The sequence below is a fragment of the Microbulbifer sp. genome (assembly GCF_051659245.1).
GTDB lineage: Bacteria > Pseudomonadota > Gammaproteobacteria > Pseudomonadales > Cellvibrionaceae > Microbulbifer.
This window is the reverse complement of record NZ_JBOFOC010000076.1, coordinates 1-14,702: the sequence shown is the minus strand read 5'-3', so window position 1 is coordinate 14,702 and position 14,702 is coordinate 1. Positions and strand designations below refer to the sequence as shown.

Below are 14,702 nucleotides of genomic sequence, written 5' to 3'. Positions count from 1 at the left end.
TAATTCGCCCACAAGGCAAGTTGACACTGTCCATGAGCGCGAACAAATCTGTGAAAACTGAGTTATTGCAAATTCTTAACGCGCTGGATGAGGCAGCTTAGCGTTCCATAACGCCCGGTTTTTATGCAACACTAGGGTTTACGTGGCGCAGTTATTTTCTTCTGGCTCATATGGCTGGATGTATAACCAGTTTTTCTGCGCAAATGACGATACGACGCAATAGTGGTGGCGCGAAAAACTCCTTGTTTGGTGGGTGTCCTAGAGTTTTTCTAGAGTTCCTATAGTTCGCTAGAGTTAGAGTTCGTTATGAATGATGACACCGAACTGACACAATGCCAGACCAGTCCTGACACGATATGGGGTTATCCTTATCAATTTATTGCGACAACAACATCGTTGGAGACACCATGAAAATCGTGATACTGATAATTATGCTAATGACACCCACCACATTTTTACTGGCCGAAGAACCGGTCAATAGTAAGCTGGCCTTTTGGAATGTACAACGAAAAGGCGCCAACGGCGATGGAGGAGCAAATAAAGATTCTGGAACCACGCCGGATGCTTGGTTTAAAGCGGCTGCGGAGGCAAATCTCGAATATATCCGTCTGATTCCGCAACACTGGTCGAGCGCGGACCGGGATTTTCTGCTCGAAACCGCCGACAACTTCCAGGGTATTCCGGAAGAGGACCTGGATTATCTGCTATCCATTCTAAACGCGGCGCAACGCCATCGGGTAAAAGTGTTGTTCACCATGTTCAGTCTTCCCGGTGCGCGAAACAGGCAGGACAACGACTACAAGTTTGATTACCGTTTGTGGAACGAAGAGAAGTTCCAGCAACAGGCGCTGGCGTTCTGGAGCGAACTGGCGAACGCACTACAAAATCATCCGGCGGTGGTGGGTTACAACCCCATCAATGAGCCTCACCCAAGCAGGCAGTTCGGCTTACTCGACAACAAGATTCAGCCACAGGCCTTTGCCCAATGGGTGCAGGAAAACAAAGGAACAACCCTCGACCTCAACCGTTTCAATCGGCGTGTGGTCGACACCATCCGCAAGGTTGATCCCACCACCCCTATCATTCTGGATGGATGGATGCATTCATCGGTGGAAGGTTTGACGTTTCTGGACCCGGTGGACGATCCGGCGGTTCTCTATGCATTTCATTCCTACAGCCCCTGGGTATACGCTACTTATCGTATTAACAAGGGCAGGTTCAGCTACCCCGATGCCATGCCGGTTAGGGATGATATAAATTCAGATGAAACCGAAAGGTGGACCAGGGCCACCATCCACCAGGGAATACAGCCTGTAGCAGAATGGGCCCGGCGCCATCGTATTCCAGCGAATCGTATTATCGCTGAGGAATTGGGAGCTGACCGGCGAGTGGGCGGTGTCATTGCATTTCTGTCGGATACCCTGGAATATATCGACAGCCAGAACTGGCATTGGGCGTTCTATTCTTTCCGCTCAACCGACTGGGATGGCCTGGATTATGAATTGGGCATGGAAAAACTGGGCTGGAAATATTGGCAGAAACGCGAACAGGGTAAGACACATGAAGAGCTTATCCAGCGCCGCGACAACCCGCTTTGGAATGTCTTTAAATCCCGGCTGAACAATAAGAACCGCTGACCAAGAACTCGTGCAACTCTATTAAGGTAACCTTATTAATCGGGAATGGCCTCTGCGCAACCTGACAGGTACTAGCGCAAGGCGGCTTTGCACAGCGGAACGCTTGCAACTTCTTGACAGGCCACCAGCATGCCTTCAAAGTTGTGCCTTGATTGCACCTCGCCTGAAAGTCAGAGGCTGCTCCCAATTAATAAAGCTACTCTTAAATACAGGCATGGAAAAAATCCTTATTGTCGAAGATGATCAGAGAATGCGTAATCTGGTCGCACTGTACCTGAAGAACGCCGGTTGGCAGGTAGTCGAGGCCGGCAACGCGTCCGAGGCTATTGAGCGGTTTTACGAAGATGAGTTGGATCTCGTGATACTGGATATTATGCTTCCCGACAAAGATGGCTGGTCTGTTTGCCGTGCGATTCGAAAAACACACCCCACCCTGCCTATCGTTATGCTGACCGCCCGCAAAACCGAAGATGACGAACTCTTCGGTTTTGAACTGGGGGCGGATGAATATATCACAAAGCCCTTCAATCCCAATATATTGGTGGCGCGAGTAAAAGTCGCGCTCAAGCGAGTTGAGCGCGAAGAAAGTGGTAGCCTGCTCTTCCCGGACTTGTCTATCAATTCCACCATGCATAAGGTCTGCTACAAAAACCGGGAAATCGATCTGTCCCCGCGAGAATATAAATTGCTGCTTTATTTCGCCGGTAACGCCGGTATTGCACTTCACAGGGATCAGATCCTGGACCACGTTTGGGGGTTAAACTGTTTTGTGAATGACAGGGTCGTCGATACCACCATAAAGCGCTTGCGCAAAAAACTGGACAACCGATACATCAAGACCTTGAGGGCCGTCGGCTATCGATTTGAGTCAGATTGATGAAGTCAATTTCCGTCAAGCTAATATTAATAATCAACCTGCTTCTGCTGCTGGCATTTGCTTCACTGGTGCTTGTCAGTGAGCTATTTCTCCAGGATTACTATGTCTTTGACAGGAAATCCGATCTCGATCAACTGGTGACGGATCTGAAAAATAACCTGAATGGGTTGCAAAACCCCACCAAGTTTCCCCGCGATGCTATTGTCTTTGAAGTAAAACAGGTCAAAGACGAAGCGGCGTTCAATGCGGAAATTCGGGAGAACCTGGTAAAGCACCGCATACAATTCAATAAGATCTGGTTTCCACTGGACAAAATTAAGCAGACGCTGGATGGAGCCGATCAGTCTTACTTCGCCCGGCAACCTTTGATCAACAATTATCTTCTTGTCAAAATTTTCTCAGTGGATGATCAGCGAATATTTTTTGCCGGTTATACCCTGGTCGATATTGAACAAACCTTGGATACGGTAAAGCGTTTTGTCGGCTATATCGCCATCGTGGTGCTGGCGATATCGTCTGTTATTATTTCTGCAGTGTCGTTTAGAATTACCCATCCAATCAGCCAGATAACCGGCAAAACCAGGAGGATGGCCAAGCTTGATTTCTCCGGCAATATCGATATCCACACCAGAGATGAGCTGGCGCAACTCGGCTATGGCATAAACCAGCTTTCCGACAAGCTGCAACAAACACTGATCGAGCTGGATGCGACTAACAGGCGCCTGGAGAAGGAGATTTCCCATAGGGAGCGCCTCGATGCATTTCGCAAGGAGTTTATTGGCAACGCCAGCCATGAGCTGAAAACGCCGATCGCGCTGATAGGCGGGTACGCCCAGGGCTTGCTGGACAACATCGCCGACGAAAACACCCGGGAGTCATTCGCCAGGATTATACTGGAGGAATCGAATCAAATGGCAGTGTTGCTGGAGGAGTTGCTTACTCTTTCTGAGGCGGAACATGGATTTTATAAGCTCGATATAAGCAGCTTTGATGTTGCGGTGCTGCTCGAAGTTACCGTTGCCAAATATTGCCTGGATATCGATTCAAAACACATCCGGATCGTCGTCCCGGCGGGACCCTATTGGGTAAGAGCGGATAGGAAAAAGATTGAAAGAGTTATCGTAAATTTTCTTTCCAATGCCATTGAGCATGTCGGTGTGGGCGGAAAAATTGCAATTACCGCCACGGAGGACAACAACGAATTCCGATTCAATATTTTTAATAGTGGATCAAGGATAAATATGGATATGGAGGAAGAAATATGGAAGCCGTTTGTCAGAACACCTAACCCAGATGTTAAAAAATTTGGTAGCGCGGGACTTGGTTTGGCTATTATTGCCAGCATACTTAAACAGCATGACAGCCGGTTTGGCGCCAGAAATACCGGCGAAGGCGTGGAATTTTACTTTACACTCAGTATGTCTAGCGAAAGCGACGTAAGCGGTCATTATCCGACACCTTAATTTTAATCCGTGGTGTAAGGCTGGAGATGTCGATGGGTTGGATGAAAAGCGGAGCTTTAAAAATGAAAGGGGCGACATTGAAAGCACGGCTTTTCTGAAGTCGGTTAAGTAGTTTTGTGATTTAAAAGAATAACGCATATCCACAGGAATCCATGGCGAACACTCAGTCCAGTGCCAGCAACCGGCCCTCAATCCACTGGTGGCGGTTATCGAGGCTCTGTCCCGTACACTCATCCCGCCCCAAACAGGAAGGCACGGCGCACCCAGCGGGAGACACTGGGTAGTAGAGTGTGGTGCCTGGGCAGATAAAAGCTTTGCGTGGCGCAGTTATTTTCTTTTGGCCCATATATCTGGATGTATGACCAGTTTTTCTGGGCAAATGACGATACGATGCAATATCAGCATCCGTGGCGCGAAAAACTCTTTTTTGGTGGATGTCCTGGAGTTTGTTCGTGGGTGTCCTAGAGTTTCTGTGGTGGGTGTCCTAGAGTTTAGATTTTGACTGCTGGGCTACGGGCAAAATGCCATTAGCAAGTTCAGCACGGCGGCTTCCACAACCCGGCCAGGCAGTGCGCTCCGGCGCTGCGCTCCTCCGCGGGACAGCCTACGCTGGAAACGTGAAGCACTATGGAATTGCATGGGAATCAGCTATGAACTACAAAATAACCTGGGAAAAAAAATTAGTATGTGTCGATTACTTTGGTAACGTGACAAACAAAGATATTCAGGATGCCCATTTTGAATTAAATAGTGATGATCGTTTTTATCATTGTAATTATTTGATTTTAAATATTAGTGAATGTGATTTAAGTGCTGTGTCGGTTCCGGATTTATTTCTGGTAATTGCCACTGATTTAGGGGCAACAAAGACAAATCCAAACCTAAAAGTAGCTATGGTAACTACTAATCCACTCAGTATCGAAAAGGTTAGCACATACATAGAAAGAAACCGGTCTCTTAATACGCCGTGGGAGTTCGAAATACTACCTTCTGTAGAAGAGGCAAAGGAGTGGTTTGGCATTTAACAAGTTTGTGAGTTCCGCCTTTGGATGGGCAGGGCGGCCATAGGCCGCCGTGCGGAGCTGGAGCTCCGCGGTCCCAGGGGGGGCTATAAAGAGGTTGCTTCCCCTTCTCCTTCCCCTTCCAGCGCTCGCTTGCGGTATTGGCTGGGCGATATTCCCACCAGCCGGCTGAAGAAGCGGTGGAATGCCGATTTACTGTTGAAGCCGGATTCCAGCAGTACGTCCAGGACTGTCATCTCCGCCTTGCTCTCGTCCGCCAGCAGGACCTTGGCTTCTTCCACCCGGTAGGAGTTGATAAACTCGAAGAAGTTGGTGCCGAAGTGTTTGTTGATCACTGCGGAGACTTCCTTGGCGGGCAGGCCGACGCGTTCTGAGAATTGCTCCAGGTTGAGGTTTTTCTTCAGGTACAGCTTGTCCACTTCCACCGCCCGCTGGACCAGGGCTATGGCCTCGGCGGAGGGGGCTTCGCTGTTTTCGGGTTCGCGGCTCTGCTGCGGGCGGGTGGCCAGGAGTTGGTGGGCGTAGGCCAGGCTGTAGGCGAAGAAGGCGTTGATCAGGATGAAGGTGACGTAGTTGTCGGCGATGCCCAGGTGGTCGGCGGTTTCCACCGAGGTGTATTTGGCGGCCACGTGCACGATCAAGGTCCAGCCCCAGCTCGCCAGTACGCCCAGGGTGAGGATGTTCAGCCAGCTGAGTTCGGTGGTGGAGAAGTGGGAGTATTCGTCCTTGAGCTCCGCCTTGTAGCGGCGCACCAGCAATACCCCGGCCGCCGCGTAGATGAGGGGGATCAGGGTGGCCAGGTCCCAGATTAGATCCACCAGCTGTTCGGGGACCTCCTGGCCGGAGATGGCGATGTAACGCAGCTTGTTACTGGTGAGGTCGAAAAAGAAGACGCCTATCAGCAGTGCCAGCGCGGGGATCAGGTGCAGGGCGTGCCGCCGTCGCAGGCGCAGGCCGCGCTGGGTGAGGGCGGTCACGTACAGAAAGATGGCCGGGCCTTTGAGCATGAGAGCGGCGAACAGGAAGTAGGGCAGCAGTTGGCCGGTTAGCGGGAGGGCGGGGATCTGGTCGTTCCACAGCAGCAGGGTGCAGGCGGAGGCGGTGGCTACGATCAGCAGGAAGGCGGTGAGCAGCAGGCCCTGGTTGCGCTCGCGGGCCGGCAGTACCAGTTGGAACACCGCCAGCAGCAGGCATTCGGCCGCCGTCATCAGCAGCACCACATCGTGGATATTGAAGATATAGGCTTTCATCACCGACTGCCTCGTTATTGAAATTATGCGCGGGAGTATACCAGCCCCGGGTCCCGCTTTGCGCCGCGCAAACCGGGACACTCCAGTTTGCGCTCGGGACAAAGGTGGGGCGACGGGGTTGGCGGCGTCCCCGAAGATGTGCGGCTGCGGAAGCTTGAAGTCGCAAACAAAAAATAACGATGACACGGCGGATAAAGCGATGACTCAATACCCTAAGATGCGTTCCCTCAAAATGCTGTCCCGGCTGCTGCTGGGCGCAGCCCTGACCTCGGTCTCCCCGACACAGGCGGATATTATTCCGGCCGGTGCCGGCAATATCAGCGACACCGTCAACCCGGCGGGTTACAAGTGCGTGGTGGATCACGGCACCTGGATTCACAACGCGGGAGTGGTGGAGCCGGGCGTCAGTTCCTGCAGCCCCATAGGCGCGCCCACACCCCGCTATCCACAGCTGGTGGCGCCGGCCAGTAACAAGCCCACCATGACCCACCGCTGGTGGGGTTCCATTCCCTTCCTCGGTGCCATGCAGACCGGCAATTCCCAGGATGCGGCCTATATCACCCCGGACCCGATCAGCGCGCGCATCAGTGAGCGCGGGGCGCGCATCCTGTCCATCCCCGCGGGGCTGCAGACCCAGGACAACCAGACCATCTACCCGGTGCCGGATCCCTTCAGCGAGGTGTTCGACGGTATCGCCGTGGGCAACTCCGCTTACGGCAATATGCAGGCTTTCCTCAAGGACTACAGTGACGGCTCGGTGACCCTGCAGTGGCGCAGTGGCACCACGCCGGTGATGGAGGCCACCTTTGTGCACGGTTCGCCCTTTGTGTACTTCACCGCGCTGGCCGGCAACCTGGTGCTGCGCACCAAGGCGGCGGACGGGGCCGAGAAGGGCTTGTTCCACCAGGGCGGAAACACGCTGGGCCTGTGGACCGATGTGGCGGGGGTGCGCAACCACTTCCTGGCCATCGGCGAGGGCGGTGTGCAGTTCAACAATCCCGGCGGTTCCGAGATCACCGTGGCCAATAGCGGCCGCCTGACCATCGCCTGGCTGCCCGCCAGCGGCACGCCGGACAGTGGCATGATCCAGACTTTCGCCCAGTACGGCGCGCAGCCGGTGGATGAGTTGTTTATTGATTACGCCGTCAATCGCGGCAACAACTCGGTAACCGTTTCCCATCAGTACCGCTACCGGGGTGCGCCGGTCACCACCCTGGCCGGGCTGGCGCCGTTGCACTGGAAGAATTCCAGCCAGCCGCTTTCGGCCTACAAGGCGCGCAGTGCGCGCGGCATGCTGCGCTTTGCCGCGACCAGCCAGTTCAGCTATCAGTTGCCGTTCGTGGGCGTGCTGCCCTATTTCCCCGAGGGTATCGGCGATTACGACACGAACCAGCTGCAGGCGCTGGTGATGGAGTTTATCAACCGGGGGCAGGCAAACTGGAATACGGCCACGGACACCTACTGGGCCGGCAAGAATTACGGCAAGGTGGCGGAGCTGGCGGCCATCGCGCGCAGCAACGGCATGACTGCGCAGGCGGACCAGTTGATCAACTGGCTCAAGGCCGAATTGGAGGACTGGTTCCGCGCGAACACCAGCGGCGGGCTGGATATCAACAAGTACTTTGCCTACGACGGCAACTGGAACACGCTGCTGGGCATGGACGAGTCCTTCGGCGCGCACCAGCAGTTGAATGACCACCATTTCCACTACGGCTACTTCGTGCGCGCGGCGGCGGAAATCTGCCGCGTGGACCCGGGTTGGTGTGCACCGGGTGCCTGGGGGTCGATGGTGGAGCTGCTCATTCGCGACTACGCCGCCGGGCGTGATGATGCCATGTTCCCCTACCTGCGCAATTTCGATCCGGCGAACGGCTTTTCCTGGGCCTCCGGCCACGCCAATTTCACCCTTGGCAACAACAACGAGTCCACCTCCGAGGCGGCCAATGCCTACGGCGCGATCGTCCTGTACGGGCTGATTACCGGTAACGACGCGTTGGTGGACCGCGGCATCTACCTGCACGCCTCTTCCTCCGCCGCCTATTGGGAGTACTGGAACAACCTGGACCGCTACCGCGGCCTGGGCGGTGACTACGACAACTTCTTCCCGGATTACGACAAGCTCACCACCTCCATCATCTGGGGCCAGGGGCATGTGTTCTCCACCTGGTTCAGCGGCGCCTACGCGCATATTCTCGGTATCCAGGGGTTGCCGCTGTCGCCGCTGGTGCTGCACATCGGCCAGCATCCGGACTACCTGCGGGACTATGTGACCCTGGGCATGACGGAGTCCCCCAATGGCAAGCCCTCGGGCCTGCCGGAGGACCAGTGGCGCGATGTGTGGTGGAACATCTGGGCCATGACCGACGGCCAGGCGGCGGTCGATGATTTCAATACGATGAATTTCAACTACACGCCGGAGGCGGGCGAGACCAAGGCGCACACCTATCACTGGGTGCACACCTACAAGCAACTGGGGCACCTGGCCAGCGGCGATGGCAGCTTGAGTGCGGACTACCCGGCGGCGCTGGCCTTCGACAACAACGGCCGGAAAACCTATCTGGCCTACAACTTCGGCGGCAGTGCGCGCACCGTAACCTTTTCCGACGGTGCCAGCTTCAGCGTGCCCGCCGGGCAGATGTCGGTCAACGGCGGAGGCCAGCCACCGCCGCCGGCTTTCGAGCTGCAGATCGAGGCCGAGGACTACACCGCGATGGCCGGAGTTCAGACCGAGGCAACTTCCGATGACGGCGGTGGTCTGAATGTGGGCTGGATAGACGCCGGCGATTGGATGGCCTACGCGAATGTGGAGATTCCGGAGGCGGGCGACTATCGGGTGGAATACCGTGTGGCCAGTGAAGCCAGCGGCGGCCGCCTGTCCCTGGATATGAATGCGGGGCAGACAGTGCTGGGAGAAGTGGATATTCCGGTGACCGGCGGTTGGCAGAACTGGACCACGGTTCAGCACACAGTCCAGTTGCCGGCGGGAAGCTACCAATTGGGCATTTTTGCGGCGCAGGGCGGCTGGAATATCAACTGGTTCCGCATCGTGAAAATCTAAAGGGTTGATCGTTACCCTGTAGGAGCCTGCTTGCAGGCGAATGATCCAGCGCTCCGAACCCTTCGCCTGCAAGCAGGCTCCTACAGGGTGAGTGCAATTTTTGTAGGATGGGCAAAGCGCAGCGTGCCCATCAATGGGCCCGAGTAAAACAATAAACCCGGTGAGAGAAATGCAACTGGCAACCGTCGACCTACTGATTTTCATCGCCTATGTGGCCACCCTGGTCACCATCGGCTACCTGGTCTCCCGCGAGAAATCCGGGCACCAAAAAAATACCCAGGATTATTTCCTCGCCGGCAAGGGTCTGCCCTGGTGGGCCGTGGGCGCTTCGCTGATCGCCGCCAATATCTCCGCGGAACAGATCATCGGCATGTCCGGTTCCGGCTACGCCATCGGGCTGGCCATCGCCTCCTACGAGTGGATGGCGGCGATCACGCTTATCCTGGTGGGTAAGTACTTCCTTCCGGTATTCGTGCGCAAGCAGATCTACACCATGCCCCAGTTCCTGGAGCAGCGTTACGACCACCGGGTGAAGGTGGTTCTGGCGATCTTCTGGCTGGGTGTTTATACCTTCGTGAACCTGACTGCGGTGCTGTGGCTGGGGGCCCTGGCAATCAATGCCATCGCCGGGGTGGAGCTGCTGTTCGGGCTGCTGTTTTTGGGGCTCTTCTCCGCGGCCTATTCCCTCTACGGTGGTCTCAAGGCGGTCGCGCTGACGGACATCATCCAGGTGGTGCTGCTGGTATTCGGCGGCCTGATGCTGTCCTACCTGGCCCTGGACCTGATCGGAGACGGCTCGGGCCCGCTCGCCGGCTTTGCCACCCTGGTGCAGCAGGCGCCGGAAAAGTTCGACATGATCCTCTCCAAAGACAACCCCCACTACGCCAGCCTGCCGGGACTCTCGGTATTGGTCGGGGGCCTCTGGGTAATGAATTTCTCCTACTGGGGCTTCAATCAGTACATCGTGCAGCGGGCGCTGGCGGCGAAAGACATCAAGGAGGGCCAGAAGGGCATCGCCTTCGCCGCGTACCTGAAGCTGCTGATGCCCATTATTGTCGTGCTGCCGGGCATCGCCGCGGCGGTGCTGCTGCCGGACCTGGAGCGCCCGGACCAGGCTTACCCGGCGTTGATGAACCTGATGCCGGTGGGCTTCAAGGGGCTGGTGTTCGCGGCCCTGGTGGCGGCCATCGTGTCCTCCCTGGCCTCTATGACCAACAGTATCGCCACTATCTTTACCATGGATCTCTATTCCCGCTACCGGCCGCAGCAGAGTGAGCAGCACTATGTGCGCGTGGGCCGGCTGGCCAGCGCCCTCTCCCTGGTACTGGCGATGCTCTGCGCCCAGCCGCTGCTCGGCCAGTTCGAGCAGGCTTTCCAGTACATCCAGGAATTCACCGGCTTCTTCACCCCCGGCATCGTGGTGCTGTTCGTGCTCGGGGTCTTCTGGCCCAGGGCCACCGCCAACGGCGCGCTGACCGCGGCTATCGCCTCGGCGGTGCTATCGCTGGCCTGCTACCTGTGGTGGCCCGAGTTGCCGTTTATCGACCGGGTGGGCCTGGTGTTCTTGGCCTGTGGGCTGCTGGCCGTCGGTGTCTCCCTGTGGGAGGGGCGCGGCCGGGCGGTTACGGTGACGGCAGACGGGGCGGTGGCCCTGGGCGAGATCAACTTCTCCACCACTCAGGGTTTCAACCTGGCAGCGCTGGGCGTCACCCTGGTGCTGGTCGCGCTCTATGCGACCTGGTGGTAGCCGGTACTTTCCTCTTCTTCTCTCGTCCTTCAGCCGGCCCCGTGCCGGCCTTTTTTATGGTAGGAGCGGCCGCTGGCCGCGATCGGACGAGCCGGACCCTTTGTATGCTGAGAAGGGAACCTATTGCGGCAAATACCTCCCCCTTTACAAGGGTGGAGAGAAGCAGGCCCGACAGGGGCTGGCTTTTTTTTAGCCGAAACCGTAACTTATACCGCCACTTTTTGGGGTGCTTATTATAAATAAGGAATAAAGATGACGAGTATCGTAGCGGATATCGGCGGCACCAACGCCCGCTTTGCCGTAGCCCGGCAAACGGCGGAGGGCTATCAGCTGGAGTCGCTGAAAGTAGTGGACTGCAAGCAATTCGGCGCTTTCGACGCCGCGCTGCACCACTGGATGGAAGGGCTGGACCAGCCGCGCCCGCAGCGGGCCTGTATCGCCGTGGCCGGGCCGGTGGACAAGACCGAAGCCGGCGGCCGGGTGAATATGACCAACCTGGGCTGGAACATCTGTGCCGAGGCGCTGCGCGACGAATTCAACCTCGATCACCTGGAACTGATCAACGACTTCGCGGCGCTGGCGCGTTCGCTGCCGCTGCTGGGCGGGGATGACTTTCAAGTGTTGCGCGACGTGCCCCGGCTGCCGAATACGGCCATGGCGGTACTCGGCCCCGGCACCGGCCTGGGCGTCGCCGGGCTGGCGGTGGAGAACGGCCACTATCAGGTGCTGGCCGGCGAGGGCGGCCACGCCAACCTGGCCGCGACCACGGAGCGGGACCTGCAGTTGCTGCAAGTCCTGCTCAAGACCCGCCAGCCGGTGTTCAACGAATGGGTGCTTTCCGGCAACGGCCTGGTCAACCTGTATCGCGCGGTTTGCGAGCTGAATGGCCGCAGCGCGGAGGACTACGCTCCCCCGGATATCGGCACCCGCGGCCTGGACGGCTCCGACCCCCTGTGCCGGGAGACCCTGCTCGATTTCCTCAACTTCCTCGGCAGCGCCGCCGGCGACGTAGCCCTGTATCTGGGCGCGCGCGGCGGTGTTTTCATCGGCGGTGGCATACTGCCGCGCATCGCCGAGCTGCTGCCGGAGAGCCAGTTCGAACAGCGCTTCCTCAATAAGGGGCGGGTGGAGAGCTGGATGGAGACGGTGCCCCTCTACGCCCTCAACGCTGGTTACCAGGCCCTGATCGGCGCCGCGGCGCATCTGGAAGACTGACAGGAATAAGAGAACCTCTGATTAACGTCATTCCGGAGAAAGCCGGAATCCAGAAGCCCTCGATTTCTCTGGACCCCGGCCTACGCCGGGGTGGCGAAGTGGGCCTATTCTGTGGGACTGCTGCCAAGCGATAAAAAAGCCCCCGCAATGTTCATTGTGGAGGCTTTGAGGGCTGGATCTCGTTGCGTTGAATCCGGGCCACAATTTCGGCGCTTATTTGGTGGTCGTAAACTCGTTACAAACCATCACATCCACTTCCAGCGACCCGATCACCCGCTCCGCGGTATTGCCCCGCAGCAGCGAGCCGGTTTCGCCGTACTGGTTGAGGGTGCCCATCACCACCAGGTCCGCGTCGATTTCCTTCGCCACTTCGGCCACGACTTCGTTGGTATAGCCCCGTTTGACGTGGATGCGGCCGGTGGGCACGCCGGTCTTGTCCGCCAGTTTGGCCAGCGCGCCGCGGTCCGGGTAGAGCATGGAGTCCAGGTAGGCGTTCACCAGATGCAGCTCGGCGTCGTAACACTCGGCGATATAGTTGGCGCGTTCGGTGATCTGGCGGTTGAGCTGGCGCTGCTGGGTGGTCTGGGCCTGGTAGTTCACTGTGGCCAGTACCACCTTGCGGCGGTCATTGGCGCCGGGGCGTATGAGTACCACCGGGCGCTCGGATTTCTTCAGTACGTGCCACTTGGACTCGGCAAAGGTGAAGCGGCGGCTGGTCTTGGCATGTACCGGCAGGTAGACCATTTCGGCGTTGTAACGCTTGGATTCCTGGATGATGGCAGCCTGCCAGTCGTTGGACCAGCACACCATGATTTCGCATTCCAGGCCCGCCTCTTCCACCGGCTGGCGGATCTGTTCGCGAAACCAGGACTCGTCCCGGAACAGGTGATCGTTGACCGCCCGGGTGTCCACGGCCTCGCCGTCGACGGCTACGAATACGGCCAGCTTGGGCTGGGGGGTGCGGATTTTTGCGGTGATCAGCGCGCGCCTCAGCGCTACATGCTCTTCATCGTTGGGGTCCACGACCACGAATATGACTTTTTCTGCTTGCATCATTCCTCCTCACGTGGGAACGGATTTCTATTTTCTCTCATCTTCCCCGCTCCGCACCTGTCTCTCAACCACTCAACCGGCGCAGACCAGATGGTCTGCCCAAGATTACCACAGGCGGCGGTTTCTTTGTTGTCAGGGGATATAAAACAAAGCCCGCGGGAGCGGGCTGTGGGGGGGACTGGGTTGAGGATTCGGGTCAACCCATCGGCAGCGACTGGAGTTCGGACTTGAGCTCCCGCAGCTTCTCCTTGACCCGTTCCGCATGGTCCGGTCCTATGCGGATCATCAGCTTGTGCAGTCCCGGCAGCTTCTCCAGCTTGGGGTCGGCAAACTTGTAGTACACCGACGGGCGCACCAGTTGGATGGGTTGCTCGACCTGCGGTGCTTCCAGCACCCGGTCGATGGCCTGCAGAAGCACCTGGTGGAAGGTCTTGTTCCTGATCCCCAGCTCGCCGTAGGCCTGGGCCAGGCGGGGGTACCAGAATCTGTAGAGTTTGACAGCGGTGTCCGTGTCTACCTGCGCGAACAGGCGCACCGGCGCATCGTAGCGCCGGTAGTTCTCCTCGGACAGCACCATCCCGGTGGGGCCTTCCTCGCTGACGACAATCGGACCCTTGATACTCCTGAAGGGGCGGTGCTTGTGGATCAGCTGGCCCTGGGAGGCGGTATTGACCGCGGCCACCCACTTGCGGATCACTTCGTCGGACACCAGCCACCGGCTCAGGGCATCGCCGGGGGCCAGGCTGAGCAGGTCCCCGAGCACCGGGCCGTCGCTCTCGTCCAGCGGCGGCAGTTCCCGTTCGGGTTCGGCGGGGGCGGGTGCCGGCTCCGCGGGGGCGGGTTCCTCGAGCTCCGGTTTGGGTTCCGGGACCGCCTCTTCCTTCTTGGGCACCTCGAACAGCGGTGCTTCCGGAGGTTCCTCTCCCTTTCTGGAGTAGAAGAGATAGGCCGCCGCCAACGCGACGATGACAATCAGGACGACTATCCAGCCGTGTTTGCGATTCTCTTCCATCTTCAGCCTCCTGTTCCGGCGCCCTTATGTATATATGGGGGACACTGCCGGCGAGTAATTGGTTCCCGGGTATCCCGGCATGTTTATCGTAGTCGCGAGCGGATTGCAATCTACGCTCCCCGGGGAGGAGGCGGCGACCTGCAGGGGGAAAGCCGGGTGGAACGGCTATGACTTGCTGCTATTGGGAGTAAGCACAGAGCGTGAATAATCTTTGTGTAGGAGCGGCGGGGCGGCCATCCGCATCATGGCGGTGCAATAAATCTGTAAGATAAGACAGACAGCAAAGGCGCCTACCTGCGCTGGCCGAACTCTCCCCTGTAGGAGCGGGCCATGCCCGCGATCGAAAGTGCCAATAGCACAGGCTGATC

10 protein-coding genes are annotated in these 14,702 nt (G+C 57.5%); 7 read left to right on the top strand and 3 right to left on the bottom strand.

Translation table 11 applies throughout. From position 1 onward, the window contains the following. Positions 1 to 407: 407 nt before the first annotated feature. The 4 genes from ACRC0P_RS07915 to ACRC0P_RS07900 all read left to right on the top strand — a co-directional run bounded on the left by ACRC0P_RS07915 (position 408) and on the right by ACRC0P_RS07900 (position 5,002). Positions 408 to 1,637, top strand: coding sequence for a glycoside hydrolase family 5 protein (locus ACRC0P_RS07915; protein WP_438629637.1), 1,230 nt, complete (start codon positions 408 to 410; stop codon positions 1,635 to 1,637). Between the two features lie 214 nt (positions 1,638 to 1,851). Further along, a complete protein-coding gene (locus tag ACRC0P_RS07910; protein ID WP_438629635.1) occupies positions 1,852 to 2,514 on the top strand; it encodes a response regulator transcription factor in 663 nt (220 codons plus the stop codon). Beyond that, complete coding sequence (locus tag ACRC0P_RS07905; RefSeq protein ID WP_438629633.1) at positions 2,514 to 3,977, top strand: sensor histidine kinase; 1,464 nt, start codon at positions 2,514 to 2,516, stop codon at positions 3,975 to 3,977. The genes ACRC0P_RS07910 and ACRC0P_RS07905 overlap by 1 nt, the downstream gene beginning before the upstream one ends. Positions 3,978 to 4,627: 650 nt before the next feature. Next, entirely contained in the window at positions 4,628 to 5,002 is a 375-nt protein-coding gene (locus ACRC0P_RS07900) for a hypothetical protein (RefSeq protein WP_438629631.1), read from the top strand. An 83-nt stretch (positions 5,003 to 5,085) separates the two neighbouring features. Here ACRC0P_RS07900 and ACRC0P_RS07895 read toward each other — a convergent pair whose 3' ends face one another. Then, positions 5,086 to 6,249, bottom strand: coding sequence for a helix-turn-helix domain-containing protein (locus ACRC0P_RS07895; RefSeq protein ID WP_438629629.1), 1,164 nt, complete (start codon positions 6,247 to 6,249; stop codon positions 5,086 to 5,088). A 199-nt stretch (positions 6,250 to 6,448) separates the two neighbouring features. Between ACRC0P_RS07895 and ACRC0P_RS07890 the strand changes: the two genes are divergently transcribed. From ACRC0P_RS07890 to glk, 3 genes are all read left to right on the top strand, one after another. After that, entirely contained in the window at positions 6,449 to 9,307 is a 2,859-nt protein-coding gene (locus tag ACRC0P_RS07890; protein WP_438629627.1) for a glycosyl hydrolase, read from the top strand. 169 nt (positions 9,308 to 9,476) lie between these two features. Then, the gene (locus ACRC0P_RS07885; protein WP_438629625.1) at positions 9,477 to 11,054 is read left to right on the top strand and encodes a sodium/sugar symporter; all 1,578 of its coding nucleotides are present in this window, start codon (positions 9,477 to 9,479) and stop codon (positions 11,052 to 11,054) included. A 252-nt stretch (positions 11,055 to 11,306) separates the two neighbouring features. Then, positions 11,307 to 12,269, top strand: a complete 963-nt coding sequence (gene glk / locus ACRC0P_RS07880) for a glucokinase (protein ID WP_438629623.1) — start codon at positions 11,307 to 11,309, stop codon at positions 12,267 to 12,269. Between the two features lie 213 nt (positions 12,270 to 12,482). Here glk and ACRC0P_RS07875 read toward each other — a convergent pair whose 3' ends face one another. Both ACRC0P_RS07875 and ACRC0P_RS07870 read right to left on the bottom strand, forming a co-directional pair. Beyond that, positions 12,483 to 13,322: a universal stress protein gene (locus tag ACRC0P_RS07875; protein WP_438629639.1), complete on the bottom strand. Its 840-nt coding sequence runs from the start codon at positions 13,320 to 13,322 to the stop codon at positions 12,483 to 12,485. Between the two features lie 196 nt (positions 13,323 to 13,518). Continuing rightward, complete coding sequence (locus ACRC0P_RS07870; protein WP_438629621.1) at positions 13,519 to 14,334, bottom strand: DUF3014 domain-containing protein; 816 nt, start codon at positions 14,332 to 14,334, stop codon at positions 13,519 to 13,521. Between the last annotated feature and the right edge of the window lie 368 nt (positions 14,335 to 14,702).